The following is a 24,687-nucleotide window of genomic DNA, read 5'->3' as shown; positions in this document are numbered from 1 at the left end:
TTTTATGTAGGGGGAGCGAATGTCTCAAGACGAATATCCAACGTGTAGGTATGAAACTCCTGACGGGAGTTTCAAGTGTTCGCGCGTTTCTCAAGATGACAGAGGATATTGCACTGGTCACCTTCATGTTGATGGATTTGATGGTACGGGATTGGATCAGGCTGCACTTGAGGAGATGATAGAGAAAAAAGATGGAACATGGACTGGTCTACAATTTATCAGCGAAGTGAAACTTGATGATTTGAAGATTGATTTCCCAATTGATGCTCGAAGAACAAAATTCCATGGGCTTGAGTTATCGAAGATTTTGTTGAAAGAGGAAATTAATTTTTCGGACGCCAGTTTTAAGAACAAGATTATTTTTAGGGACAAAGTCATTTTTTGTGAGAGTGCTATTTTTTTGAATGTTAACTTCAATTGTGTCGTGACGTTTGAGAATGGAACTTCTTTTGAGGGTGTAGCTGATTTTCGCAAGGCGGTGTTCACAGGATATGTGCAGTTTTCCCATGTGAATTTTTGCCATCCTCCAAAATTCGATGCTTGCGCATTTGAGGATGATTTCTTGGCTAAGAGTAGTTTTTTAAACGGCTGCAGTTTTAGTGGCACAGTTTTCCATGAGGCGGTTAAATTTTTAGGGAATCGTAGTCATGTACTAGTGGTAGATTCGGCCACAATACACGTTCATACCGGTCAGGGGGAACTCAATCAAAAAGAAGAAAGCAACAAAACTTTACTCCAAGGGGGAGGAGCAAAGTTGAGAGAAAGTATAATTTCACTAAAAAACTTATTTATTGGTATAAAGAAAAAGACGCAAAATTACTTCAAGGCGTTAATTAGCCGGACAAAAAAGATTAGTACAAGGGTGGCTAATTTTATTAATGATCCAAGTGTTGAATTTATTAGCTCAATGTCAGGTAAAATTTATTTCGAGGATGTTAAATTTTTAAAACCTGAAAAAGTCTGGATTGAACGAGCAGACTTTCGAAAAGCTCTTGTTAAAGGTACATATTTTAACGGTGTTTCCTTGGTTGGAGTAAATTGGGAACAAGAGAAACTAGGTAGGAACGGAATTTATGACGATGTTTTTCTCATGGAAAGTTTCAGTGGAAAAAGTAGGGAGTTTGTTTATCCGGTAATCGAGAGTCAATATCGGCATCTTCGAACTGTTTTGGAGAACAATAAAGATTTTTTGGCCGCGAGTGACTTTTACATTGGGGAAATGGACTACCGGCTTCGTCAAAAAGGCATTTTAGGTAGGTTTTTTTCCATATCGGCATTCTATAACTATTTAAGTCGTTATGCTACACGACCACTGAGAGCCATATTTGCTTATTTTGTTTTGCTAGGGATTTACATAACTCTATCTATACTAATTACAGGTGATTTTGTCTGTCTGTGGGAAAGGGCTTACAGTGGTCTCTCGCTTATGACGCTGAAAGCCTCTTCAAATACTCTTGAGTTTGACGGCCCGCACAAGTGGCTCGATCTTGCCTTCCGGATCATCGGGCCGTTTCAGATTGCGTTGATTGCCCTTTCAATCCGAAATCAGGTGAAACGCAACTAGCTTTCCACAACCAGGGCAAGAAAATTATATATTAGAAAAGACTTTTTTAACTATTGCCTTATATAACGGAACCTGTGTCTGGTTCCGTTTATCCGCAATCCTGACCGTCACAGGCGAACCAGCCCCGAGTATTGTTTGACGGTCACCCTCTTTGAGGCTTCTCCCCCGTCCCCTGGGAGAAGCCTCTTTTTTGGCCGGACTGTCAGTCTTTAGACCGCAGGTTCTCTATGTTTTCTTCCCAGTTGGCGCCGTCAAAGTCGCTGTAATTGATGCCTTCGGTGGTGCCCGGGTCCAGGCAATTGACGTTGACGCTGATGCCATCGGGATGGGAGCGCGGGGTATAGAAGCTTTTCACGCCACAGACGCTGCAGAAAGTATGTTTGGCGGTATGGGTGTTGAACGTATAGGTGGTAATGATGTCGGCGCCGCTTTTCAGATGAAAATCCTCTTTGGGCACAATAAGATGGACAAAACCGGTCTTGGAACACATGGAGCAGTTGCAGCGCACGGCGTCAATCACCGCCGGGGCTTCGACTTCAAAAGTGACCGTTCCGCAATGGCAGGAACCCCGGTGTTTCATGATGTGGCTCCTTAGAACGGCTGGCGGGAGTTGAGGGCGGCGGTCAGGGTGCCGTCGTCCAGGTAGTCCAGTTCACCGCCGACCGGGACGCCATGGGCGAGGCGCGAGACGCTGACCCCGCTATTCTTCAGCCGGTCGGTGATATAGTGGGCGGTGGTCTGGCCGTCGACGGTGGCGTTGGTGGCGATAATCACTTCCTGCACGCCCTCTTCATCGGCCCGCTCGATCAGGCCGGCGATATTGAGGTCATCGGGACCGATTCCGTCCAGCGCCGACAGGGTGCCGCCGAGCACATGATAAAGGCCGCGGTAGCTGCCGGCCCGCTCCAGGGCCCAGAGATCGGCGACTTCCTCGATCACGCAGATGGTGCTTTTGTCGCGGCGCTCGTCTTCGCAGATATGGCAGGGATCGCTGACATCCAGGTTGCCACAGGTGGAACAGGGGTGGACATGTTCGGCGACGCTGGCCAGGCTCGCCGCCAGCGGCTTCATCAGCGTGTCCTTTTTCTTGACCAGATGCAGCACCGCGCGCCGCGCCGAACGGGGACCGAAGCCGGGCAGCTTGGAGAGAAGCTGGATCAGCTGGTCAAGTTCGCTGTTGGAGGTGCGGGTGCGGTACACGGCGAATCCTTATGGGGTCAGAACGGCAGGTTGAAGCCTTCCGGCAGTTTCAGGCCGCCGGTCAGTTTCTGCATTTCTTCCTGGGTGCGGACTTCCACTTTGGCTTTGGCGTCGTTGCAGGCGGCGACGATCAGATCCTCGACCACTTCCACATCGTCGCCGGTGAACAGGCTGGGGTCGATCTTGACGCTTTTCACGTCGCTCTTGCCGTTGAGGGTCACGGTGACCAGACCGGCGCCGGCGGTGCCGGTCACTTCCAGCTCTTCCAGGGAGGCCTGCATTTCGGCCATCTTGCTCTGCATTTCCTGGGCCTGTTTCATCATTTTACCGAGGTTTTTCATCATCACTCCTTCAAATCGTCCGGGCAGCTGTTCCGCGTTACGGCCTTTATGTAGGTCCTGAGTGGAATTAGTTCAATTGTCTATTGGCCGGGAGCCTTAAAAATCGTCCGCATCGAGGCCGAATTCATCGGCGCCGACCATGAAATCGCCGCTGCCCTCGATTCCGGCCGTGAGGCTATCTGCGGCAAATTCATCCATTTTCCTGCGGATGTCTGAGATTTTTGCGCCGGGGAAGGTTTCCAGCACCGCCCTGACCAGAGGATTGTCCGTCAGCCGGGCCTGCAGTTTTTCGGCCTCGTGCAGTTCCTTTTCATAGAGGCTTTTGTCGCCCTGTTCCGAGGACAGCGAGACGACCCAGCGCTGGCCGGTATATTCCCGAAGCTTTTCCGAGGCCTTGCCGATCAGGTCGCGCGGCGCCTTGTCATTGAGGCGGATGTCGAGCCGGCCCCTGGAAAAGCTTACCAGATGGCAATTTTCCTTGAGGTGGAAGGCAAGGGTCGCTTCATGCTGTTCTTCAAATAGTTTGACCACATCCTCGAAGGTTTCCGGCGACGGCAGGCTCGTCTCCTGCGCCGGCATAGGGTCCGCTGCGAGCAGAGAGGACTGCCCCGTCGCCCCCTGGATCACCCGGAACGCCTGGGGTGCGCCACCTGGAACGCCGCCTTGAACGTGACTGTTCGACTGCGCCGTAGCGCCACTGCCGTTGCCGCCCTGTCCATTTCCGGCAGGCGCCGCCGGCGCGCTTCCGGCAGAGGCCGGAGTATCCTGCAGCTTTTTCACCAGTTCGCCGGGGGTCGGCAGGTTGGCCACATGGGTCAGGCGCACCAGCACCATCTCCGCCGCCAGCAGCGGCGAGGGGGCGATACGCACTTCCTCAAGGCCTTTGAGCAGCATCTGCCAGGCGCGGGTCAGCACCGGGATACTTAAAGAGGAGGCCATGTCCTTGCCCTGGCTGCGTTCGGCCTCGCTGGTCACCACTTCCTCACCGGCGTCAGGCACCACCTTGAGGCGGGTCAGCCAGTGGGTCAGCTCCAGCATATCCTGGAAAATCACCACCGGGTCGGCGCCATGGTCATACTGGTGGCGCAGCAGCCGCAAAGCTTCGGCGCTGTCGCCTTTCATGCAGGCCTGGTAGAGGTCCAGCACCTGGGCGCGGTCGGCCAGGCCCAGCATGTCGCGGACCTGTTCCTCAGTCACCTTGCCGGCGCCGTGGGCGAAGGCCTGGTCGAGCAGGCTGAGGCCGTCACGGACGGAGCCTTCGGCGGCGCGGGAAATCATGGCCAGCGCATTGTCGTCGATCTCGCAGCCTTCCTTCTCGGCGATGCGGCGGAAATGGCCGGAAAGTTCCTCGATGGAGACCCGGCGCAGGTCGAAGCGCTGGCAGCGGCTCAGCACCGTGACCGGCACCTTGCGGATTTCGGTGGTGGCGAAAATGAACTTCACATGCTCCGGCGGTTCCTCCAGCGTTTTCAGCAGCGCGTTGAAAGCGTTGCGGGACAGCATATGCACTTCGTCGATGATGTAGATTTTGTAGCGGGCGTTGGTGCTGGCGTAGCGCACGCCCTCGATGATCTCGCGGATATCGTCGACGCCGGTGCGGCTCGCCGCATCCATTTCCATCACGTCCACATGGCGGCTTTCGGCAATGGCCTTGCAGTTTTCACAAACGCCGCAGGGATTGATGGTCGGCCCGCCGGTGCCGTCCGGGCCGGTGCAGTTCAGCGCCTTGGCGATGATGCGGGCGGTGGTGGTTTTCCCCACGCCGCGCACGCCGGTCAGGATGAAGGCATGGGCCAGGCGGCCGGTCTCGATGGCGTTGGACAGGGTGCGGACCATTGCTTCCTGGCCAATAAGCTCGTCAAAATTCGTCGGGCGGTATTTGCGTGCAAGAACGCGGTATTCGGTATTGCTGTCGGTTTCTGCCATGGCCTCAATATATCATGTTATCTGTTCTTCACAGATACTATATCGGCTCTGGGGATCATTGCCACCGAAGAATTGAGGAACGGGAAAAAATGTCGGATCAGGGAAGGGATCGGTGAGAGATTGAACGACCCGGGATGTTTCGTTACGGCTGCTCCCTTCCGGGCCTGACCGGGTTGGCGAAGATGCCCGTCCGCCAATCTCTCGGGGCCTATATGGAATTTTTTTGTCACAAATTCAAGGGAAATCGGAGTCATTCCGTTACAGCCGTCTGGTAATGTCCCTGATGATGTGGCAGTCTGCCGCAAAAGAAGGAGCTTTTCATGTCGACACGTGCCCTCCATCTGGAGCCCTGCGCCTTTGCCGGTTTTCCCCTGAATCCGGCCGATCATCTGCGCACCGACGATAAATGGATCGGGGAGCGGCTCGAAGATCCCGACACCCTGTTTCTGGTGTTCCACCAGATGAAGCCGCTGATGGACGTGTCGGACCGGAACAAGCCGGTGCCCGGTTTCCTGGACCGCTCGCAGGTGCCGGACGCGGCGCTGAAGACAGCGGTCTTCATGGGCTTGCTCGAGGAGACGGCGGTGTTCGCCGTGGAACTGGGGGACACGATTTCCGAACAGGAGGCCAGCGGCGAGACCGCCAAATTCATCGACCTGCGCAGCGTGGCCCTGCAGATGGTGTATGAGGAATTTTCCCCGCTGCCGGCGCTGATGGGCAAGGCCAAGTCGCTGCTCGACTGGCATGCCCGGCACGGCTTCTGCGCTGTGTGCGGCGCCGGGACCGAAGCTGGCCAGGCGGGTTATCTGCGCCAGTGTCCGTCCTGCAAGGCCCAGCATTTTCCCCGTACCGATCCGGTGGCGATCATGCTGGTGCACCGGGGGGACCAGATGCTGGTCGGGCGCGGCGTCGGCTGGCCGGCCGGCAATTTTTCCGCGCTGGCCGGATTTATCGAGCCGGGCGAGACCATCGAGGAAGGCTGTCGGCGGGAAGTCAGGGAGGAGGTCGGGATCGAGATCGGCCAGGTGGACTATATCAAGAGCCAGCCTTGGCCCTTTCCCTCCAGCCTGATGATCGGCCTCTATGCCGAGGCGCTGACTGAGGACATCCGGATCGACGATAAGGAACTGGAGGAAGCCCGCTGGGTCAACCGGGCGCAGGCGAAACTGCTGCTGCTGACCGGCGGCACAGATGATCTGCGCCTGGCCCCCTATCCCATTGCCATCGCCCGCCACCTGATCGAGAAATGGGTGGCCGAGGGCGATTGAGCCAACTCTTCCTTGTTCAGGCGCGCCAGAAGGCGGGCGTGAAAATCACAATCACACTGAGGAATTCCAGCCGCCCCAGAATCATGCCGGCGACCATGATCCATTTGGCCGGATCGGACAGGTCGGCGAAGTTGCCGGCCGGGCCGACCATTTCCCCGAGGCCCGGGCCCACGTTGGCAATGGCGGTGGCGGAGCTGGAAATGGCGGAGATGAAATCCAGGCCGGTGAGGGACAACAGGAACGTCATGATCAGCAGGCTGATGAAATAGATGCTGAAATAGAGGATAACGCCGGCGATAACCGTGTCGTCGACCCGCTGGTAGTTGAACATATTGACCGAGATTTTTTTCGGGAAATAGAGGGACTGCAGCATATTGCTGAAATACTGCCCCAGGATCTGGAAGCGGAAAATCTTGATCCCGCCGGCGGTGGAGCCGCTGCAGCCGCCGATAAAAGTCACCATGAACAACAGTCCGATCACCGGATGACCCCACAGGCCGTAATCTTCCAGCGCGTAGCCGGTAGTGGTGATGAGGCTGACTACATGGAAGGTGGCCGTGGTCAGGCTGTGGCCCAAGCCGCCATGTTTGTCGATCATCAGGTAGGCGGTGGCAAACAGTGACAACATGGCCACCAGGGTCAGGAAGCCCTTGATCTGGGACAGCGGCGGCCGTCTTTTCATGAAGGTGGACGACAGGAACATATAAAAAGTAAAGGGCAGGGAGCCTGCCAGCATGAAGGTAATGCCCGTCCAGGCGACCCCGGCGCTGTTAAAATGACCGAGCGAGTTGTTATACGGGGAATAGCCGCCGGTCGACAGGGTGGTCATGGCGTGGTTGGCGGCATCAAGGAACCCCATGCCGGCCAGCCGGTAGCACAGGAAGCAGGCCAGCGTCAGGAACATGTACCAGAGCGCGATATTTTTCATCAGCTGATGGGTGCGTTCCGCCGGTTTATCATGGGTATCGGAAGATTCGATCCGGAACAGCTGCATCCCGGATACCCTGAGGAAGGGCAACAGGATGATCACCATGAAGACCACACCGATGCCGCCGATCCATTGCAGGATCGATCGCCACAGGATGATCCCCGGCGGCAGTTTCTCGAGGTCGGCGAAAATGGTCGATCCGGTGGTGGTCAGGCCGGAGACGGTTTCAAAGAAAGCGTCGGTATAACTGAGGCCGATATCCGCCTGGGCCAGCGGCAGGGCCCCGAACAGGCAGCAGCTGATCCAGATCAGGTTGGTGAGGATAAAGCCTTCCTTGAGGGAGAGCTGGGCGATCTCACCCCGGAAGGCGGCAATCATCATGATCCCGGCCAAGGCGGTGAGTACGGCCGACAGGATAAAGGCCTGCCAGTCGGGGTTATGAGCCTCCAGGTCCAGCAGCAGGGGAATCAGCATGGTCAGGCTGAGCGCCAGCAGAAACTGTCCGGTAATGAAAAGCAGGTTATGCAGTCGCATGGCCAAATACCCCTTACAAATTTCCTAGTCTTTCCACAGGTTCCGGAGGAACAGGATGATGGCGATGAAAAAGGTCACGACCGCGGCCAGCACCACTTCCTGCAGGAAGCCCTCCCTGTGTTTTTCCAGCCAGCCGCTTTCCACCAGTCCGATCCATTCCAGGAAGCTTTCGATGCCGGACGCCAGGGCATATTCCAGTTCAAAGGTGACCAGCGCCACAAGGCACACGCCCATGATGGCCAGCACGATGACAAACAGGACCTTGCGGATATTTTTTGTGGAAAACTGTGGCTCGGTCATTTGTCTTGTTCCTCGGGCTTCCGGACCAGGTATGGAGAAGAGGTTTTTGCCATTATACTTCCTTTGCCAGCGCACGGAAGTGATTAAGCAAATCCGGCAGAAAAACATTGTCCACATTGCGGGCGTGCGCCAGGTAAATCTGCTGGCTGATCACCGGCGCTTCGTTTACAACTTTCAGGGCCTTGCGGTCAAGGTCGGCCTGAACCATGGTGCGGGGAAAATAGCCGTAGCCGCCGTTGCGCAGCAGGTACTGCAGGCCGTAACTGCCCATGCTGAAGGTCAGCCCGGCGACGCTGAGATAAGGGTAATAATGGTCGCGATTGCTGCGGAATTCCTCGCCCCATTCAATATCGATATAGCGGGCGGCGAACTCGTCGGCCCGCTCGGGCGAGGGGACCGGGTCGTCACAGCCGCTGACCAGCAGGAAATCCTCGCGGTACAGTTTTTCCGCCTCGATTCCCGGCAGGCTCGGCGCCGTCAGCAGCACGGCAATATCCAGCACCCCTTCCTGCATCTTGCGCACCAGGTCCGAGGCAATGCCGAAATGGAGATGGAAGGCAACGGCGGGAAACTGCCTTTGCACCCGCTGCAGCCAGTTCATGGTCAGGGGGTGCCACAGGCTCGGGCGCACGCCGATGCGGAAATAATCCTGGTAGCTTCGGGTGCTGGCCACCTTGTAGCGGGCCTTGTCCCACAGCTGCACGAAGCTGAGCGCGCAGTCGCGGAAGTTCCGGCCGGCGACGGTCATGGTCGCGCCCGACTTGTTGCGCACGAACAGCGGTTTGCCGAGCTGTTCTTCCAGCGACTTGATGCGGGCGCTGACCGTGGACTGGGTGACATGCAGGCGCTTGGCCGCATCCCGGAAGTTGCCGCAGTCCACAATCGCCAGAAATGTTTGGGCCAAAGTGACATCCATGGCGCCTTAAATACAAATAAAATGAACTTATGTCCATTTAAATTCGCAAATATTGATACTAAAGGATGTGACGCTTAATGTTCCCGCTTGATAGTCTTTAGCAGCACCTCCAGCGCCGCTTCCAGTTCCGCCTCCCGGAAATGGCCGTAACCGAGGGCAAAGCCGCGGTTTTGGGTGGGGCCGTGCCGGAAATTATCGAGGGCCGGGAGGTAGATGTCGTTTTCCCGGAGCGCCGTTTTCAACCGGTCATAGAGCGGGCGGGCGTTCACCTTAAGGAAACAATGGATACCGGCCTCGAGACCCATGACCTCTATTTCCGGCGAAAGGTCCTGAAGCCCCTTGCGGACAATGCGGTTGAGGGTTTCATAATGGCGGCGCAGGCGGCGGAGATGCCGGTCCATGTCGCCCGCGTCCATAAATTCCGCGACCGCCTGCTGGACCAGGGCCGGGGGCTGGCCGTGATTGATGCCGATTTCCCGGGTCAGGGCATGGCGCAGGCTTTGCGGCGCGATAATATAGCCCAGCCTGATGGACGGGCTCAGGCTCTTTGACAGGCTCGAGAGGTAAACCACATGACCGGCGCTGTCCTGGGCCTTGAGGCTCGGCAGCGGGGTGACGCCGTAACGGAATTCGCTGTCATAGTCATCTTCCAGGATCAGGGCGTCGCGCTCACGGGCCCAGTCCAACAGGGCCAGCCGTCGCCCGAGCGATAATCGCGGTCCCATGGGAAACTGATGGGACGGGGTGCAGAACAGGATCGACGGCTGGTTTTGGGGGGTGTCGAGTCCGTCCAGACGGATGCCTTCGCTGTCAATTTCCTGCAACCGGACGGCGTGGTCATAGCGGCGGAAGGCGGCATGGGCGGCCTTGAAACAGGGATTTTCCAGATAGATGACCGGATCGGCGGGGCGGCAAATTCGGGCAATCAGGTCAAGACTGCTGGCGACGCCGCTGGTGATAATGACCTCCTCGGCCTCGCAGGCAATGCCCCGATAGCGCCGTACATGGTCGGCAACCGCCTGTCGCAGCGGGGCGAGTCCCTCCGGTGGCGACTGGTCCAGGCCGCGCGTATTGTTCAACGCCCGGCGCCAGGCCCGTTTCCAGTCGGTGTGATGCAGCAGTCCCTCCGCCAGTCCGCCGAGGGAAAAATCATATTTCCAGTTTCGGCTTGCCGATGGGGCAGGCTGAACCGGCAGCCACTCCGGTCCCCGGTAATCGACGGCCTGCGGCGGGGGCGTAGCGGTCACACTATCGCTGACGAAACTGCCTTCGCCGTGTCGGGTTTCCAGATACCCTTCCGCCTGCAACTGGTCATAGGCATTCAGGACCACAATGCGGGAGACGCCGAGAGTCTCGGAGAGCCCACGGCTCGACGGCAGCCGGGCCCCTGGGGCAAGCTGTCCTCCGTTGATGGCGGATTTCAGCTTTTGCACCAGCTGCAGCTGCAGGGGTGCCTCAAGGGTGCGATCAAGATGAAGAGTGAATTCAGTGGTCATAATAAAATAATAATAAAATGGATATTTATTATATCCATTATGGGGACTATCCACAAGCCCATGAGTTATCTGACAAAAGGAAAATATAATGGCACGTGGATATGATCTTGAGAGCCGGCCGGCCAACCGGCACCGGCGCGGACATCTGGGTAAGGACGATGAGTGGATCCGGGATTTCATCAGCCGGGCGCCGCTTGGCTATTTTGCCAGCCGTTGGGATGACCAGCCCTTCATCCATCCCATGACTTACGTCTATGATCCGGAGCGGCACTGCATTTATGCCCACGGATCCGTTGTCGGCCGGCGCCGGGCCAATACGGAACGTCATGACAAGATGGCTTTCTGCGCGACGGAGATGGGCAGGCTGTTGCCCAGCAACCGGGCGCTGCATTTTTCCAGTCAGTATCGTAGCGTTATGGCGTTCGGTAGAATCCGCCATGTGGAGGATCGGGCGGAAATGGAGCACGGGCTGTACAGCCTGATCGATAAATATTTCTCCCCTCTTGCCCTGAACGAGAACTATAGTCCCATCGTTCAGGACGACATTGACCGGGTGACCGTCTTTGCCCTCGATATTGAAAGCTGGAGCGGCAAGGAAAACTGGAAGGCAATGACCAGCCAGAATGACGGCTTTCCACCTCTTGCCGAGGCTTGGCACAAGGACGAGGCATTTCCCATGTCCTTCGGCAGAATGGCACCATCGGAAGACCGGTGAACAGGGAATGAAATCTTGACTTCCAGCGGGAAAACGGCCTAATAGGCCCTGAGAAATGCCACCCGAAAGACCACCGCCGGAAGACCATAAAGGAAAGACCATGCCCGAGTATCGTTCAAAGACCTCCACCCACGGCCGCAACATGGCCGGTGCGCGCGCCCTGTGGCGGGCCACAGGCGTCAAGGACAAGGACTTCGGCAAGCCGATCGTGGCGGTGGTCAACAGCTTTACCCAGTTCGTGCCGGGCCATGTCCACCTCAAGGACCTGGGCCAGATGGTGGCGCGCGAGATCGAGGCCAGCGGCGCCATCGCCAAGGAGTTTAACACCATCGCCGTCGATGACGGCATTGCCATGGGTCATGACGGCATGCTCTACAGCCTGCCGAGCCGCGAGATCATTGCTGACTCGGTGGAATATATGGTGCAGGCCCATTGCGCCGACGCCATGGTCTGTATTTCCAACTGTGACAAAATCACCCCCGGCATGCTGATGGCGGCGTTGCGCCTTAATATCCCCGCCATTTTTGTGTCCGGCGGGCCGATGGAGGCCGGCAAGACCGAAGGCGTCAACCACGGGCTCGACCTGGTCGACGCCATCGTCATGGGCTCCGATCCGCAGGTCAGCGACGAGGTGGTGGAGCAGGTGGAACGCAGCGCCTGCCCGACCTGTGGTTCCTGTTCCGGCATGTTCACCGCCAACAGCATGAACTGCCTGACCGAAGCCCTGGGCCTGAGCCTGCCCGGCAATGGCACCGCGCTCGCCACCCATGCCGACCGCAAGGACCTGTTCCTGGAAGCGGCGCGCCGGATCGTCGAAAACTGCAAGAAATATTATCTGGAAAATGATGAAAGCGTGCTGCCGCGTTCCGTGGCCAATTTCAACGCGTTCGAGAATGCCATGACCCTGGACATCGCCATGGGCGGTTCTACCAACACGGTGCTGCATATCCTGGCCGCGGCCCAGGAGGGTGAGGTCGATTTCACCATGGAGGACATCGACCGGCTCAGCCGCAAGGTGCCCAATGTCTGTAAAGTGGCGCCCATGAGCCAGGACTATCACATTGAAGACGTGCACCGGGCCGGCGGCATCATGGGTATTCTTGGCGAGCTCAGTCGCGCCGGCCTGATCCATCGCGACAGCCCGACCGTTTATGCGGACAGCCTGGGTGAGGCCATTGATTATTTTGATGTCATGACGTCAACGGACGACAAGGTGAAGGAATTCTTCCGCGCCGCCCCGGGCGGGGTGCCGACCCAGGAAGCCTTCTCCCAGAACAAGCGCTATGACGAACTGGATACCGACCGGGAGAACGGTTGTATCCGTAGCGTGGAACATGCCTTCAGCAAGGACGGCGGGCTCGCCGTACTGCGCGGCAACCTGGCCCTGGACGGCTGTATCGTCAAAACCGCAGGAGTCGATGAAAGCATCCTCAAGTTCAGCGGCCCGGCCAAAATCTACGAGAGCCAGGAAGATGCGGTCGAAGCTATCACCGGCGGCAAGGTAGTTGACGGTGATGTGGTCATCATCCGTTACGAGGGTCCGAAAGGCGGGCCCGGCATGCAGGAAATGCTTTATCCGACCAGCTTCCTCAAATCCATGGGGCTCGGCAAGGCCTGCGCCCTGATCACCGACGGGCGCTTTTCCGGCGGCACCTCCGGCCTCAGCATCGGCCATGTGAGCCCGGAAGCGGCCTCTGGCGGCGCCATCGGTCTGGTCGAAGAAGGGGACATGATCGATATCGATATCCCGGGCCGCAGCATCAGCATCCGCCTTTCCGATGAGGAACTGGCCAAGCGCCGCGCCGCCATGGACGCCAAAGGCGACAAGGCCTGGCAGCCGGCCGAAGCCCGTCCCCGGGTGGTGAGCCGGGCGCTGCAGGCCTATGCCCTGATGGCGACGTCTGCCGACAAGGGCGCAGTCAGGGATATTTCCGGCCTGATCCGGAAAGGCTGAATTCAGTCACAGGAAAAAGTGAGGGGGCCGGTCCTTTACTGACCGGCCTTTTTACGTTGTTCGATGCGGTAGTCCGCTTGTGGATAGGTGCCGAGCAGGCGGATATCATTGGTGAAAAAATCCAGTTCCTCCATGGCCAGCTTGACGCTGGGATCATCCGGGTGGCCTTCGATATCGGCATAAAACTGGCTGGCATTGAAGCTGCCTTCCAGCTGGTAGCTTTCCAGTTTGGTCATATTGATGCCGTTGGTGGCAAAACCGCCCAGCGCCTTGTACAGCGCCGCCGGCACGTTCCGGGTCTGGAACAGGAAGGTGGTGACACAGGGGATGTCGCTCGGGGCAATCTTTTCATCCCGGGACAGGATCACAAAGCGGGTGGTGTTATGTTCCGCATCCTCGATGCCTTCGCGCAGGCTTTCCAGGCCGTAAATTTCCCCGGCCAGCGAAGAGGCGATGGCGGCCATGCCCGGATCCTTGATCTGGGACAGCAGCTTGGCCGCCCCGGCGGTATCGGTATAGGCTTCGGCCTTGAGGCCCCATTCAGCAATATGGCCCCGGCACTGGCCCAGCGCCTGTTCGTGGCTGCGCACCAGGTCCAGGTCTTCCATTTTGGTGCCCGGCAATACCAGCAGGTGGTGGTTGACCCGCTGGAAATGTTCGCCGACGATATGCAGCTTCTTGTGCGGCATCAGCTGGTGGATGTCGGCGACCCGTCCGGCCACTGAATTCTCGATCGGGATCATGGCAAATTCGGCCTGGCCGTTTTCCACGGCGTCAAAGGCGGCGTCAAAGGTGGCACAGGGCAAAGCTTCACGATCCGGAAAAAAAGTCCGGCAGGCCAGATGGGAATAGGCGCCGGGTTCTCCCTGAAAAGCGATCAGGGTGCTGTTGGATTGGCTTGTCTGCTCTGTGGTGGCCATTTGTGGTCCTTATCTGCCTTTTGGCGATTTACTTCTGATAACTTGGCTTTGTCCCATTCTGTCACGGGATCATCCAGATAGACTACAAATTGGGCATATTTTGCAACAAGAATCTCTTGTCACTAAATAAAAACATCTGTACAAGAACAACCTAGAGGGTGGAATTGGCCACATATTCTGTTGTTTCCCTCAGATATTGCCAGTTTCCGGGTATTTTTGAATTTATAACCACGGGGAAGAGCCTTGGATTCCTTTGAGTTGAATAAAATCGCACTGGCTGTGTTGGTTACACTGTTGGTGGTTATCGGTATTAACAATCTTGGCGAAATTGTTTTCCATGAGGAACATCTGGAAGCAAATGCCTATCCGATTGAAGTTGAAATGGCTGCTGCCGACACCGGTGCTGCTGTTGAAGAAGAAAAGGGCCCGACCCTGGCGGCTCTTCTTGCAACCGCCAGTGCTGCAGACGGGGAAAAGGTCTTCAAGAAATGTAAAGCCTGCCACACCGCGGAAGAAGGCGGCAAGAATGGCACCGGCCCGAACCTGTGGGGCATTGTTGGCCGGCCGAAAGGCTCCCATGAAGGCTTCGGTTATTCCGACGCCATGCATGCCAAAGGCGGCAACTGGACCTACGAGGACCTGGATCACTTCCTGACCAAGCCGAAAGATTTCGTTCCCGGCACCAAAATGGCCTTTGCCGGTCTGAAGAAGCCTGAGGATCGTGCTGAGCTGATCATGTTCCTTCATACCCTGAGCAACAATCCGTTGCCGTTGCCGGCCGTCGAAGAGGTGGCTGACCAGGCTGCCGGAGACGCCGCAGAAGCCGTTGACGCCGCTGCGGAAGCTGCCGAGGCAGAAGTTCACTAAGGACTGCCGGAAAGATTTTAAAGAGAGCCGCCCGAAGGGGCGGCTTTTTTTTATGCGTCTTCTGCAGGGGACGGACGCTTGATACAACGGAGCGGTTCCTGGTCGGTCTGGAAGCTGACGATGTTGATGACGTCCTTCAGCGGATCGATACTGACCCGCATGTGGTGGGCGTTGGCGTGCAGCAGATGCATGTCATCCAGCATGAACCCCACATGGCCGGGGAAGAACGCAACATCGCCCCGCTGCGGTACCTCGTCATCACCGAGTATTGTGCCGATGGCCGCTTCCTGCTGGTCGCTGTCGCGGGGAACAAAGACCCCGGTTGTGGCAAAGGCCAGCTGGATCAGGGCGGAGCAGTCCAGTCCGGCGCAGCTTTTTCCGCCCCAGAGATAAGGGGCATAGAGAAGTTTCAGGGCCTCGGCCACCGGGTCGACGCCATACTGGTTGTTGATGTGGGTGCCGTATATCCAGTTTCCATCCACCAGCTGGACAAAACCTTTGACCTGGGTCGGATCGGCGACGCTGACTTCCGACATCTGGTAAATATGTTCGACCGGTTCGCTCTTCGGATCCGGTTCGGCATAGATATGGGTGCTCAGCGCGTCCACATGGTGGGTGCTTGTGAAGATATCCGGGCTCAGAAAATCGATCGGGCAATAGCCCACATACTGGTCCCGGGCGGCCTGTCCCCAGGCCCATCCGTCCCTGATTTCATAGACGGTGAATATTTCGCCATAGAGCAGCTGGCTGACGAGGGCCGTATGGGCGTCGGGAACACCATGGAGCGGCGCCAGGCCACGGGCGACCTGATACCGGCTGCCCGGGACATATTTATCGGCCTGGACAGTCTCCTTCAGGAAGTCAGCGGCAAGATCCTTACGGTAGGGGGTAATTCTGTTGTCAGGGCTCCCCTGCGACATTGCTGTCCCCTTTCAATGCTATTTTTTTTGGGCGTTTTCGTTCGCCTTTTCCATCATTTCCGCAAAATCGGTCAGGAAGACGGCGCCTTTGACCGTACGCTGTATCAAAACATTGCGTTTGTCCGCCTCATCGCGGACACGTTTGAGAAATCCGAGCGTGCTTAACGTGTCGATTGCCCGTGTAATGACCGGTTTGGAAACATTGAGTTCTGCGGCCAGGCCCCGAACCGTGTGCGGCTGCGGTTCAAGATAGACACGCATCAGAACAGCCATCTGGCGGGAAGTAAGATCGGGGATTTTTCTGGTTACCCCGCTGGTCAGCGTTTCCATCCACAATCGCAGGCCCTGATGGCCGCTCAGTTCAAACTCCATGGTATCCCCTCAGCATTTCTTAAGGGCGATATTGCCAAGATATTAACTATCGCGCAACAGCTTTTGCCAATTAGTTTTTGAACCTTTCATGAAGATATGAATATACCGTACGAAGGGCCATGGCCTCACCGCCTTTGGGCCGTCCCGGGCGGTTTGACTGGTTCCAGGCATAGACATCCAGATGCAGCCATTCCCCGGCGCCTTCAGTAAATTCCCGCATAAACAGGGCCGCCGTAATGGCGCCGCCGAAGGGGCTGGAGCCGTTATTGTTCAGGTCGGCAATATCGCTGTCCATGAATTTCAGATAGGGCCCGTAAAGCGGCAGGCGCCAGACCGGATCGCCTTCGCGGATGGCATGCTGGCCCAGGCCGTCGGCCAGTTTCTGGCTGTCGGTAAAGAACGGCGGGATGTCGGGGCCCAGGGCGACGCGGGCGGCGCCGGTCAGGGTGGCGAAATCAATCATCAGGTCGGGCTTTTCTTCGGCGGCGAGGGCCAGGGCGTCACACAGCACCAGCCGGCCTTCCGCGTCGGTGTTGCCCACTTCCACGGTCTTGCCCTTGTAGGTGCGGATCACATCGCCGGGGCGGAAGGCATTGCCGGAGACATTGTTTTCCACGGCCGGGATCAGCACCCGCAGGCGCAGATTCAGCTTCTGTTCCATGATCAGCCGGGCCAGGCCCAGCACATGGGCGGCGCCGCCCATATCCTTTTTCATCAGCAGCATGGCGCTGGACGGTTTCAGGTCGAGGCCGCCGGTATCGAAACAGACGCCCTTGCCGACCAGGGTGACTTTGGGGGCGCCCTCGTCCCCCCAGGTAAAGTCAATCAGCCGCGGGGCTTTTTCCGCAGCGCGGCCCACGGTGTGGATGGCGTTATAGCCTTTCTCCAGCAGTTCATCGCCGACCGTTACCTCACAGGCGGCGGAAAATTCCTTTGCGACTTCAGCGGCTGCCTCAGCCAGGGCGTCCGGCCCCATGTCGCAGGTCGGGGTATTGACCAGGTTGCGGACCAGGAAGGTGGAGCGCACCACCGAAGAGATCAGGGACCGGTCCTGGGTTTCGGGAAGGTAGAGCCGGGAGGCTTTGTCCTTGTCTTTTTTCAGGTAGGTACTGAATTTATACTGGCCCAGGGCCCAGCCCATTGCCGCATGGTAAAACTCCCGCGGATTGGTTTTTTCGGCGAGATGGTAATCACCGGCCGGCAGGGCCTTGGCCAGGCCGCCGAACGCCCAGGGGTCGGCGCTTTCCTCGCCCTCTCCCAGTCCCAGAATGACCGAGGATACTTTTCCTTCGCCGTTGGAAAACTTCAGGTGGGAATGGCGCGCCCCGGTGAATTCGTTGGCGTCCACCCAGTTTTTTTCCGCCTGGGACAGGGAGTTGTACCAGTCCCTGAAGCCGGGCTTGCTGATGGTGCGGATGGCAATGCTGCCGTCAGCCTGGGTGTCGGAGAAAAAAGAGGAAAGGTTTTTGAATTCTGAAGTAGCCACGTGGAAAAAACCTCATATGATGTTGGCAAGTGTTACACGTCATCTTTCTGTAACTTATAAATCAATGGGGATCATCATGTCAGACTTTTCTTTGATAATCGGCAATAAAAATGCCTCCAGCTGGTCCCTGCGGCCGTGGCTGGTCATGAAGGAGGCCGGCCTGGAATTTGAAGAGATCATCGTGGATTTGTTTTCAGGGGCGCGGCAAGAGAAAATCCGGAAGCTTAATCCCGCCGGCCGGGTGCCGGCGCTGCGTCATGGCGGGCAGCTGATCTGGGACAGCTTGGCGATCTGCGAATATATCGCCGAACTGGCGCCGGACAAGAAGCTGTGGCCGGAAGACAGGGCTGCCCGGGCCCGGGCCCGCTCGGTCAGTGCGGAAATGCACGCCGGGTTCCCCACTTTGCGGGGACGGATGCCCATGGCCTGCCTGCAGACCTATCCGACACCGCAACTGGAGGGGGACCTGTTGTGGGAAGTGGGCAGGATCCGGCAGATCTGGCGCGAATGCCTCGAGGCTTCGGATGGACCGTTCCTGTTTGGTCATTTCACCATTGCCGACGCCATGTATGCGCCGGTGGTGTCCCGCTACAGGACCTACCAGGTGCCGCTTGATCCGCCGCTTCAGGCCTATGCCGAACGGATGCTGGAACAAACCGCTATGAAGGACTGGTTCCGGGAGTGCAATCCGGCGGATGTGGAATAAGCCAGTCTAGTTGACGCTGCAGGTCAGCAGGGTGACGTCGACAAAGCTGCGCCGGCCCGGGGTCATGCTGAAGCGATATTCCTTGTCGCCCTGCACGATGCTGTGATGCAGGGGCAGGATGCCGCTGATTTCCTGGGTTTCTCCGCCGGGCAGGGTGAAGGTCAGGGTGACCGGCTTGGTCGGATCAAACCAGGCTTCAGGATTGCCTTCCTCATTCAGGGTCGGGCTGCCGCTGCCGCTGATGGTAATCAGGCCGCGCTCGAAGCTGACATTGCTTTTTTCCGTGTTGACCAGGGTTGTGACCACGAACCGTTTGACTTCTGACTCGGTACCGCAAGCTTCATTGGTGGTCATGCCGCCTACCAGCCGCGCCATGCGCTCGACGGCGACACCTTCGGCCGATTTGTCACTCACCACCTGCAGCAGGTCCCTGACCTGGTCATTGGGGACCAGGGATTGCATCTGTTCCAGAGCCGCCTTGCTGCTGCCCAGTTCCCGGATCAGCTGCTGGTTTTCCTTTTCCAGCTGGTCATATTTGTCCTGGGCGAAGCGATAGTTCTGTTTGGCGATTTCCTGGCCGGTATCATAGGAAAAATAGGCCGTTCCCCCGATCAGGGCACAGAGGAAAATGAATTTCATCATCATCCACAGGCGCTGGGATCTGCGTTTCTGGAGTTCTTTTCTGCGAGCCAGTCCGAGTGACATGTTGTAATCTGCTCCGGTTTTTGTGCATCAAGGCTAATGTGGAAAATGTAAGCCAAAGTTGCAAGCTTTTTTCATGTCAACATGTCAAAAGTGGGGCAATAGAAAAGAGGCTGCCGTCGGCAGCCTCCCGAATATTCTGTGTACGAAAGACTATCTCTCGTCGAAGTCCACGACCACCTTGTCGGTGATCGGGTGGGCCTGGCAGGTCAGGATGAACCCGGCTTCCAGTTCGTCTTCCTCGAGCGAGTAGTTCACATCCATATTGACTTCGCCCTCGATCAGCTTGGCGCGGCAGGTGCAGCAGACCCCGCCCTTGCAGGCGAACGGCAGGTCGGCGCCTTTTTCCAGGGCCGCGTCGAGGATATTCTGGCCGGCGGTCTCCAGGTCGAACTCCATGGAGTTGCCGTCCACGACCACCGTGACCTTGGCCACATGATCGGCTAGCTCTTCCGGCACTTCGGCAACATCAGCTTCTTCACCTTTCTGCACCGTGGGGGAAGTGAACAGTTCGAAGTGGATGTTTTTCTTGTCCACCTTGCGCTCCGCCAGCAGGTCGGATACGTCGTGGATCATGGTTTCCGGGCCGCAGATATAATATTCATCGGCACCGCCCGGCGGAATCAGACGATCAAGAATGTCGGCGACTTTATTGCGGTCGATACGGCCATGAAGCAGGTCCACATCCGGCTCTTCCCGGCTCAGGATATTGATCATGTTGAAGCGGTCGATATAGGTATTTTTCAGGTCGACCAGGTCTTCCCGGAAAATAATATCGCGACGGGTCCGGTTACCGTAGATCAGGGTGAAGATACTCTTCGGCTCATAGGCCAGAATGGTTTTGATAATGGACATCAGGGGGGTGATGCCGCTGCCGGCGGCAACGCCGACATAATGATGTTCCTGATCGGGGTGCAGCTCGGTGTAGAAGTTGCCCATCGGGGTCATGACATCCAGTTCGTCGCCTTCCTTCAGCACCTCGTTGGCGAAGGAGGAAAACAGGCCGCCCTTCACTTTTTTGACGGCAACCCGCAGTTCATCGTCGAACAGGCCGGAACAGATGGAATAGGACCGGCGGGTGTCTTCACCGTCGATCACGGTTTTCAGGGTCAGATACTGGCCCTGGATATATTTATATTCTTCCCTGAGTTCATCGGGGACGTGAAAGGCGATGGAGACGGTCTCCTCGGTCTCCCGGCGCAGGTTCGAAATCTTGAGTTTGTGAAAAGTCGGCATATTAAGTTCCTGATAAGACGAATGAGGAACCGGGGCTCCTCAACATTTCTTATAATTTAAGCGTTTCTTATATGTTTGGCATTCATTAAATGCATTTGAAGTAGTCAAACGGCTCCTGACAGTCCTGGCAGCGGTAGAGTGCCTTGCAGGCGGTGGACCCGAACTCGCTGACCTGTGTCGTGTTGTGGGACCCGCAATGGGGGCAGGGAACCTCTTTCTGGCCGCCAAACAGCACCTTTTTATTGGTGGTGCTTTTTTCCGGCGGAGCAATACCGTAGGCGCGCAGCTTCTCCCGGCCTGATTCCGTCATCCAGTCGGTGGTCCACACCGGATGCAGGGAGGTTTTGACCCGGAAATTGGTATAGCCATTGCTGTCCAGGGCCGCCTTGATATCTTCTTCAAGCATATTCATGGCCGGACAGCCGGAGTAGGTTGGCGTAATGACCACTTCCAGTGACCCGTCATCCTCGAAATTGACTTCCCGGGCAATGCCGAGATCGACAATGCTGAGCACCGGGATTTCCGGGTCCTTCACGTCTTCGAGAAGGGCCCAGACTTTTTCCGTTTCAGAGGAGGGTTGGGGAGCAGTCATTTCGCAAATGTCCTACCACTGGCAGTTGGGGAAACGGCGCTGCATATACTGCAGTTCAGACAGGATATGGCCCATATATTCGCTATGGTGCCCCTGTTTGCCGCCGGACTGCATCCAGTCGTTTTCGGGGCGTTTCAGGGTGGCTTCCGCCAGCAGTTCATTGACGACGCCGTCCCAGTCCGCTTTCAGGGTGGAGACATCAACGGCGATACCCTGTTCGGCGAGGTCTCTCTCGAAGTCGCTCAGGGTGAACATTTCACCGGTGAACATCCAGACATCGTCGATTGCTTTCTGGGCGCGCTCGTGGCTTTCTTCGGTGCCGTCACCGAGCCGGATCAGCCATTCACTGCTGAACCGCAGGTGGTATTTGACTTCCTTGAGGGATTTTTCGCCGATGGCGGCCAGGGTTTCGTCCTTGCTCTGCATCAGTTTTTCATAGAACAGCTTGGCAAAGGCGCTGAAGAAAAACAGTTTGGCCATGCTGTAGCCCCAGTCGTTGTTGGGCATCTCGGTCAACAGCAGGTTGCGATAGTCCATTTCGTCGCGCAGATAGGCGATATCGTCTTCTGTCTTGCCGGTAATTTCACCCGCATAGGTGAACAGTTCCCGGGCCTGGCCGATGTAGTCCAGGGCGCAGTTGGACATGGCGACATCAAGTTCAAGGGTCGGGGCAAGGTAGCACCATTCTGACAGGCGGTGTCCCATAATCAGGGCATTGTCTCCCAGAAGGGTGGCATAGTCCGCGACGGCTTTACGATTTGTATCGGTCATTTGTCACTCCTTGGTCAGGGATTACATTTTGCCCACTTCTTTGGGGATGTCGTAGAAGGTGGGGTGGCGATAGATTTTGCTGTCGGCCGGCTCATACAGGCTGTCTTTGTTTTCCGGCTTGGACGCCGTGATGGCGTTGGACGGCACAACCCAGATGCTTACGCCTTCGCCGCGGCGGGTATAGACGTCACGGGCGGCCTCAATGGCCATTTCCGGATCGCTGGCGTGGATGCTGCCGGCATGCTTGTGGTCAAGGCCCGCCTTGCTGCGGATGAAAACTTCATACAGGGGCCAATCCTTGTCGTGTTCACTCATTTGGATGTCCTTCTCATTTTTTGTTGATCTTTGGTGATCAAAATTTCTATCGCGCCTCAGGCGGCAGCTTCTTTCTTTGCTTTTTGCTTTTCGGCATAGGCAGTGGCGGCTTCGCGCACCCAGGCCCCGTCTTCATGGGACTTGATATGGGTTTCCATCCGCTGCTTGTTGCAGATGCCGTTGCCGTGAATGACATTGTGGAACTCTTCCCAGTCGATCTCACCATGATCATAATGACCGGTTTCCTCGTTCCATTTCAGGTCCGGATCGGGCAGGGTAATGCCGAGGAACTCGGCCTGGGGCACAGTGGCATCAATAAACTCCTGACGGAGCTGGTCATTGGATTTGCGCTTGATCTTCCATTTCATGGACTGGGCGGAATGGGCGCTGTCCTTGTCGCTGGGGCCGAACATCATCAGGGAGGGCCACCAGAAGCGGTTGACGGATTCCTGTACCATGGCTTTCTGTTCATCGGTGCCGCGGGCCAGGGTCAGCAGCAGCTCATAGCCCTGGCGCTGGTGGAAGCTCTCTTCTTTACAGATCCGGATCATGGCCCGGCTGTAGGGGCCGTAGGAGCCCTTGGCCAGGGAGACCTGGTTGGTAATGGCGGCGCCGTCGACCAGCCAGCCGATGGTGCCGATATCAGCCCAGGTCAGGGCCGGATAATTAAAGATGGAGGAATATTTGGCTTTGCCGGCGTGCAGCTGTTCGATCATCTCGGCGCGGGACGTGCCGAGAGTTTCCGCTGCGCAATAGATATAGAGGCCGTGACCGCCTTCATCCTGGATTTTCGCCAGCAGGATGGCCTTGCGACGCAGGGACGGGGCCCGGGTAATCCAGTTGCCTTCCGGCTGCATGCCGATGACTTCGGAGTGGGCATGCTGTGACATCTGGCGCACCAGGGTTTTGCGGTATGCCTCCGGCATCCAGTCCTGCGCTTCAACCTTGATATCAGCGTCAATTTTTTCCTGGAACTGTTTTTCCAGCTGGGCCTGTTCCTCACTTGTGGGTTCAGCCAGTTTGATCGCTTTTTGAATGGATGTATCGCCGTACATGAGACCCCTTTCTATATGATTCCTGTGATAAAATCTGGCAACAATATGTTACAAAAATCCAAACAAATCAATAAAAAATGTATCACATTTTTATATGGTTGATTTTAAAGGAAAAAATATTCCCTAAAGACCGCCGAAACGCTGGTAGAAGATGGCGGACGGGGCCGGAAGCGGGCCGTCGGCGGTTTCCAGATTCTCGCTGAAATAGCGTTCCGATCCATCCAGCAGCAGCAGATAGATGTTGCGGCAGAGCTGGTGGGCGGAGGTGCCTTCCCATTGTGTCGGCAGCAGGCCGGTGGGCAGTAACGGATCCCTGAGCAAAATCTTGCGATAGTCGTGGATCATCAGGACCCGCAACAGGGCGCATTCCTCGTCGGAAGACAGCGGGGATTCCTTCAGGGATTTGTACACCGGCCGGTAACGGGTCAGGAACTCGTGATAATGATCGCCCAGATCGGCCAGGTCCCAGCATTCATGGACCAGCTTTTCCAGCGCCTTGCCGCTGGTCAGATTGTGCCGGGCCTTGTTGAGGATAATGGCTTCGTCATGGACGTCGTTCATTTCGAGGGTCTGTTTCAGGGCTTCCATATCCGGATTTGGGTGGGCCAGCAGACCGGCGGCCAGGTTGCCGAATCCGAGCCAGCCCAATTCCCGGCGCAAGGTATCCTTTTTCTGGCGCAGGTGGCCGGGCAGGAACACCAGGCACCAGGTGCCGTCCCAGTCTGTCTGGGGGCCGGCGTAAATACGCGGTGTGGCGCTCTGGAACCGCTTGCGGCCAGTCGCGGTCAGGGAGTAATAGCTTTTCCGGCCCACCTGATTGGGGGTCAGCCAGTTGTCCTTGCTGAGTCGGGAAATGGTGGTGCGCACCAGACGATCATTCAGGCCGAGCGGTTTCAGGAAATTGATCAGGCTGCCCAGCCAGACCGTACCGCCGCGCGGGGCGATGGCGTCGCCATAGACCGTCATGATCAGCGATCCGGCCCTGATCGGCTGGCGCTGCTGAAACTCTTTTATCAGTTTTTTTAATTGCGAGCTGGATGACATGTAAATATTCTTGTTGGGAATTCTGACACTAATAAAAATATACAATTCCAGTTTGTCTATCATTTCAGGCGAGAATATACAATGACAGATCAAGATGCCGGTGACAGCGAAAGTCCCCTGACCTTTGCCCAGCAGGTTGCCGACGCCATGTATGAAAAGGATGTCGCTGCCCAGCATATGGGCATAAAGCTTTCCAAGGTCAGCCCGGGCTATGCCGTCATGACCATGACGGTGACGGACAAGATGCTGAACGGACACGCTATCTGTCACGGCGGATATATTTTTGCCCTGGCGGACACTGCTTTTGCCTTCGCCTGCAATACCGCCAATATCACCACAGTGACCCTGAACGGCAATATTACCTTTCTTTCCCTGGCCCGGGAAGGCGACATGCTGACGGCTGTGGCGGAGGTGCAGAGCCAGTCCGGACGTACCGGCCTTTGTGATGTGGTCATCACCAACCAGGAGGGTACACGCATCGCCATGGTGCGTGGCAACAGCTATCGGGTAAAAAGCAAGATTGTCGCGGACATGCCGACGGCGGATCTCTAGGGTCACC

At 56.9% G+C, this 24,687-nt stretch carries 26 protein-coding genes and 1 other RNA gene; 7 read left to right on the top strand and 20 right to left on the bottom strand.

Going from position 1 to position 24,687, the window contains the following annotated elements; genetic code table 11:
- The first annotated feature begins 19 nt into the window (after positions 1-19).
- The gene (locus tag FIV46_RS17165) at positions 20-1,564 is read left to right on the top strand and encodes a pentapeptide repeat-containing protein (RefSeq protein WP_139942148.1); all 1,545 of its coding nucleotides are present in this window, start codon (positions 20-22) and stop codon (positions 1,562-1,564) included.
- Positions 1,565-1,766: 202 nt separating this feature from the next.
- Here the strand turns inward: FIV46_RS17165 and FIV46_RS17160 are convergent, their stop codons facing one another.
- From FIV46_RS17160 to ffs, 5 genes are all read right to left on the bottom strand, one after another.
- A complete protein-coding gene (locus FIV46_RS17160; RefSeq protein WP_139942147.1) occupies positions 1,767-2,144 on the bottom strand; it encodes a GFA family protein in 378 nt (125 codons plus the stop codon).
- Positions 2,145-2,155: 11 nt separating this feature from the next.
- Positions 2,156-2,764, bottom strand: coding sequence for a recombination mediator RecR (recR, locus tag FIV46_RS17155; protein ID WP_139942146.1), 609 nt, complete (start codon positions 2,762-2,764; stop codon positions 2,156-2,158).
- A 17-nt stretch (positions 2,765-2,781) separates the two neighbouring features.
- Positions 2,782-3,105 carry a YbaB/EbfC family nucleoid-associated protein gene (locus FIV46_RS17150; RefSeq protein WP_246056980.1) on the bottom strand — a complete coding sequence of 108 codons (324 nt, stop codon included), beginning with the start codon at positions 3,103-3,105 and terminating at the stop codon, positions 2,782-2,784.
- Positions 3,106-3,201: 96 nt separating this feature from the next.
- Complete coding sequence (locus tag FIV46_RS17145; RefSeq protein WP_139942144.1) at positions 3,202-5,031, bottom strand: DNA polymerase III subunit gamma/tau; 1,830 nt, start codon at positions 5,029-5,031, stop codon at positions 3,202-3,204.
- A 109-nt stretch (positions 5,032-5,140) separates the two neighbouring features.
- Positions 5,141-5,236, bottom strand: an RNA gene (ffs, locus tag FIV46_RS17140) — signal recognition particle sRNA small type.
- A gap of 115 nt (positions 5,237-5,351) precedes the next feature.
- Here ffs and nudC point away from each other — a divergent pair.
- Complete coding sequence (gene nudC, locus FIV46_RS17135; protein ID WP_139942143.1) at positions 5,352-6,299, top strand: NAD(+) diphosphatase; 948 nt, start codon at positions 5,352-5,354, stop codon at positions 6,297-6,299.
- Between the two features lie 16 nt (positions 6,300-6,315).
- On the opposite strand, the gene FIV46_RS17130 is transcribed toward nudC, so the two are convergent.
- From FIV46_RS17130 to pdxR, 4 genes are all read right to left on the bottom strand, one after another.
- The gene (locus FIV46_RS17130) at positions 6,316-7,761 is read right to left on the bottom strand and encodes a TrkH family potassium uptake protein (protein WP_139942142.1); all 1,446 of its coding nucleotides are present in this window, start codon (positions 7,759-7,761) and stop codon (positions 6,316-6,318) included.
- Positions 7,762-7,785: 24 nt separating this feature from the next.
- Complete coding sequence (locus tag FIV46_RS17125; RefSeq protein ID WP_139942141.1) at positions 7,786-8,061, bottom strand: hypothetical protein; 276 nt, start codon at positions 8,059-8,061, stop codon at positions 7,786-7,788.
- A gap of 52 nt (positions 8,062-8,113) precedes the next feature.
- Positions 8,114-8,965 carry a LysR family transcriptional regulator gene (locus FIV46_RS17120; RefSeq protein WP_181163290.1) on the bottom strand — a complete coding sequence of 284 codons (852 nt, stop codon included), beginning with the start codon at positions 8,963-8,965 and terminating at the stop codon, positions 8,114-8,116.
- An 86-nt stretch (positions 8,966-9,051) separates the two neighbouring features.
- A complete protein-coding gene (gene pdxR, locus FIV46_RS17115) occupies positions 9,052-10,473 on the bottom strand; it encodes a MocR-like pyridoxine biosynthesis transcription factor PdxR (RefSeq protein ID WP_181163289.1) in 1,422 nt (473 codons plus the stop codon).
- A gap of 88 nt (positions 10,474-10,561) precedes the next feature.
- Between pdxR and FIV46_RS17110 the strand changes: the two genes are divergently transcribed.
- A complete protein-coding gene (locus FIV46_RS17110) occupies positions 10,562-11,188 on the top strand; it encodes a pyridoxamine 5'-phosphate oxidase family protein (protein ID WP_139942138.1) in 627 nt (208 codons plus the stop codon).
- A gap of 100 nt (positions 11,189-11,288) precedes the next feature.
- Positions 11,289-13,142 carry a dihydroxy-acid dehydratase gene (gene ilvD / locus FIV46_RS17105; protein ID WP_139942137.1) on the top strand — a complete coding sequence of 618 codons (1,854 nt, stop codon included), beginning with the start codon at positions 11,289-11,291 and terminating at the stop codon, positions 13,140-13,142.
- A 35-nt stretch (positions 13,143-13,177) separates the two neighbouring features.
- On the opposite strand, the gene FIV46_RS17100 is transcribed toward ilvD, so the two are convergent.
- Entirely contained in the window at positions 13,178-14,062 is an 885-nt protein-coding gene (locus FIV46_RS17100) for a prephenate dehydratase (RefSeq protein WP_139942136.1), read from the bottom strand.
- 258 nt (positions 14,063-14,320) lie between these two features.
- Between FIV46_RS17100 and FIV46_RS17095 the strand changes: the two genes are divergently transcribed.
- A complete protein-coding gene (locus FIV46_RS17095; protein WP_219846176.1) occupies positions 14,321-14,929 on the top strand; it encodes a c-type cytochrome in 609 nt (202 codons plus the stop codon).
- Between the two features lie 50 nt (positions 14,930-14,979).
- Here the strand turns inward: FIV46_RS17095 and FIV46_RS17090 are convergent, their stop codons facing one another.
- The 3 genes from FIV46_RS17090 to FIV46_RS17080 form a co-directional block, all read right to left on the bottom strand.
- Positions 14,980-15,849 (bottom strand): C40 family peptidase, encoded by an 870-nt coding sequence (locus tag FIV46_RS17090; protein WP_139942134.1) that lies wholly within the window; start codon positions 15,847-15,849, stop codon positions 14,980-14,982.
- Between the two features lie 18 nt (positions 15,850-15,867).
- Positions 15,868-16,221 carry a MarR family winged helix-turn-helix transcriptional regulator gene (locus FIV46_RS17085; RefSeq protein ID WP_139942133.1) on the bottom strand — a complete coding sequence of 118 codons (354 nt, stop codon included), beginning with the start codon at positions 16,219-16,221 and terminating at the stop codon, positions 15,868-15,870.
- A 70-nt stretch (positions 16,222-16,291) separates the two neighbouring features.
- Entirely contained in the window at positions 16,292-17,707 is a 1,416-nt protein-coding gene (locus FIV46_RS17080) for a leucyl aminopeptidase family protein (RefSeq protein ID WP_139942132.1), read from the bottom strand.
- A gap of 76 nt (positions 17,708-17,783) precedes the next feature.
- Between FIV46_RS17080 and FIV46_RS17075 the strand changes: the two genes are divergently transcribed.
- Positions 17,784-18,413 carry a glutathione S-transferase family protein gene (locus tag FIV46_RS17075; RefSeq protein ID WP_139942131.1) on the top strand — a complete coding sequence of 210 codons (630 nt, stop codon included), beginning with the start codon at positions 17,784-17,786 and terminating at the stop codon, positions 18,411-18,413.
- Between the two features lie 6 nt (positions 18,414-18,419).
- Here the strand turns inward: FIV46_RS17075 and FIV46_RS17070 are convergent, their stop codons facing one another.
- The 7 genes from FIV46_RS17070 to paaX all read right to left on the bottom strand — a co-directional run bounded on the left by FIV46_RS17070 (position 18,420) and on the right by paaX (position 24,128).
- Positions 18,420-19,118, bottom strand: coding sequence for a hypothetical protein (locus FIV46_RS17070; RefSeq protein ID WP_139942130.1), 699 nt, complete (start codon positions 19,116-19,118; stop codon positions 18,420-18,422).
- 150 nt (positions 19,119-19,268) lie between these two features.
- Positions 19,269-20,351 (bottom strand): 1,2-phenylacetyl-CoA epoxidase subunit PaaE, encoded by a 1,083-nt coding sequence (gene paaE / locus FIV46_RS17065; protein ID WP_139942129.1) that lies wholly within the window; start codon positions 20,349-20,351, stop codon positions 19,269-19,271.
- 85 nt (positions 20,352-20,436) lie between these two features.
- A complete protein-coding gene (gene paaD, locus FIV46_RS17060) occupies positions 20,437-20,943 on the bottom strand; it encodes a 1,2-phenylacetyl-CoA epoxidase subunit PaaD (RefSeq protein ID WP_139942128.1) in 507 nt (168 codons plus the stop codon).
- Between the two features lie 12 nt (positions 20,944-20,955).
- Positions 20,956-21,714: a 1,2-phenylacetyl-CoA epoxidase subunit PaaC gene (gene paaC / locus FIV46_RS17055; RefSeq protein ID WP_139942127.1), complete on the bottom strand. Its 759-nt coding sequence runs from the start codon at positions 21,712-21,714 to the stop codon at positions 20,956-20,958.
- 21 nt (positions 21,715-21,735) lie between these two features.
- Positions 21,736-22,029 (bottom strand): 1,2-phenylacetyl-CoA epoxidase subunit PaaB, encoded by a 294-nt coding sequence (gene paaB, locus FIV46_RS17050; RefSeq protein WP_139942126.1) that lies wholly within the window; start codon positions 22,027-22,029, stop codon positions 21,736-21,738.
- A gap of 56 nt (positions 22,030-22,085) precedes the next feature.
- Positions 22,086-23,084 (bottom strand): 1,2-phenylacetyl-CoA epoxidase subunit PaaA, encoded by a 999-nt coding sequence (gene paaA, locus FIV46_RS17045; RefSeq protein WP_139942125.1) that lies wholly within the window; start codon positions 23,082-23,084, stop codon positions 22,086-22,088.
- A 123-nt stretch (positions 23,085-23,207) separates the two neighbouring features.
- Positions 23,208-24,128 carry a phenylacetic acid degradation operon negative regulatory protein PaaX gene (gene paaX, locus FIV46_RS17040; RefSeq protein WP_139942124.1) on the bottom strand — a complete coding sequence of 307 codons (921 nt, stop codon included), beginning with the start codon at positions 24,126-24,128 and terminating at the stop codon, positions 23,208-23,210.
- Positions 24,129-24,209: 81 nt separating this feature from the next.
- Here paaX and paaI point away from each other — a divergent pair, with 81 nt between their 5' ends.
- Positions 24,210-24,680 (top strand): hydroxyphenylacetyl-CoA thioesterase PaaI, encoded by a 471-nt coding sequence (gene paaI / locus FIV46_RS17035; RefSeq protein ID WP_139942123.1) that lies wholly within the window; start codon positions 24,210-24,212, stop codon positions 24,678-24,680.
- Positions 24,681-24,687 lie beyond the last annotated feature (7 nt).

Source organism: Emcibacter nanhaiensis (assembly GCF_006385175.1).
GTDB classification, from domain to species: Bacteria; Pseudomonadota; Alphaproteobacteria; order Sphingomonadales; family Emcibacteraceae; genus Emcibacter; species Emcibacter nanhaiensis.
Note: the sequence above shows the minus strand (reverse complement) of the source record. Positions and strands in the feature narration are given on the sequence as shown.

Excerpts from the sequence above, each read along its gene's own strand:
- FIV46_RS17070 (WP_139942130.1), bottom strand. The coding sequence starts at position 19,118 with ATGTCACTCGGACTGGCTCGCAGAAAAGAACTCCAGAAACGCAGATCC.
- FIV46_RS17165 (WP_139942148.1), top strand. The coding sequence starts at position 20 with ATGTCTCAAGACGAATATCCAACGTGTAGGTATGAAACTCCTGACGGG.
- paaD (WP_139942128.1), bottom strand. The coding sequence starts at position 20,943 with ATGACTGCTCCCCAACCCTCCTCTGAAACGGAAAAAGTCTGGGCCCTT.
- FIV46_RS17160 (WP_139942147.1), bottom strand. The coding sequence starts at position 2,144 with ATGAAACACCGGGGTTCCTGCCATTGCGGAACGGTCACTTTTGAAGTC.
- nudC (WP_139942143.1), top strand. The coding sequence starts at position 5,352 with ATGTCGACACGTGCCCTCCATCTGGAGCCCTGCGCCTTTGCCGGTTTT.
- FIV46_RS17090 (WP_139942134.1), bottom strand. The coding sequence starts at position 15,849 with ATGTCGCAGGGGAGCCCTGACAACAGAATTACCCCCTACCGTAAGGAT.
- FIV46_RS17145 (WP_139942144.1), bottom strand. The coding sequence starts at position 5,031 with ATGGCAGAAACCGACAGCAATACCGAATACCGCGTTCTTGCACGCAAA.
- paaE (WP_139942129.1), bottom strand. The coding sequence starts at position 20,351 with ATGCCGACTTTTCACAAACTCAAGATTTCGAACCTGCGCCGGGAGACC.
- ilvD (WP_139942137.1), top strand. The coding sequence starts at position 11,289 with ATGCCCGAGTATCGTTCAAAGACCTCCACCCACGGCCGCAACATGGCC.
- FIV46_RS17085 (WP_139942133.1), bottom strand. The coding sequence starts at position 16,221 with ATGGAGTTTGAACTGAGCGGCCATCAGGGCCTGCGATTGTGGATGGAA.
- FIV46_RS17130 (WP_139942142.1), bottom strand. The coding sequence starts at position 7,761 with ATGCGACTGCATAACCTGCTTTTCATTACCGGACAGTTTCTGCTGGCG.
- paaX (WP_139942124.1), bottom strand. The coding sequence starts at position 24,128 with ATGTCATCCAGCTCGCAATTAAAAAAACTGATAAAAGAGTTTCAGCAG.
- pdxR (WP_181163289.1), bottom strand. The coding sequence starts at position 10,473 with ATGACCACTGAATTCACTCTTCATCTTGATCGCACCCTTGAGGCACCC.
- FIV46_RS17100 (WP_139942136.1), bottom strand. The coding sequence starts at position 14,062 with ATGGCCACCACAGAGCAGACAAGCCAATCCAACAGCACCCTGATCGCT.
- FIV46_RS17110 (WP_139942138.1), top strand. The coding sequence starts at position 10,562 with ATGGCACGTGGATATGATCTTGAGAGCCGGCCGGCCAACCGGCACCGG.
- FIV46_RS17075 (WP_139942131.1), top strand. The coding sequence starts at position 17,784 with ATGTCAGACTTTTCTTTGATAATCGGCAATAAAAATGCCTCCAGCTGG.
- FIV46_RS17150 (WP_246056980.1), bottom strand. The coding sequence starts at position 3,105 with ATGAAAAACCTCGGTAAAATGATGAAACAGGCCCAGGAAATGCAGAGC.
- paaI (WP_139942123.1), top strand. The coding sequence starts at position 24,210 with ATGACAGATCAAGATGCCGGTGACAGCGAAAGTCCCCTGACCTTTGCC.
- FIV46_RS17125 (WP_139942141.1), bottom strand. The coding sequence starts at position 8,061 with ATGACCGAGCCACAGTTTTCCACAAAAAATATCCGCAAGGTCCTGTTT.
- paaA (WP_139942125.1), bottom strand. The coding sequence starts at position 23,084 with ATGTACGGCGATACATCCATTCAAAAAGCGATCAAACTGGCTGAACCC.
- paaC (WP_139942127.1), bottom strand. The coding sequence starts at position 21,714 with ATGACCGATACAAATCGTAAAGCCGTCGCGGACTATGCCACCCTTCTG.
- paaB (WP_139942126.1), bottom strand. The coding sequence starts at position 22,029 with ATGAGTGAACACGACAAGGATTGGCCCCTGTATGAAGTTTTCATCCGC.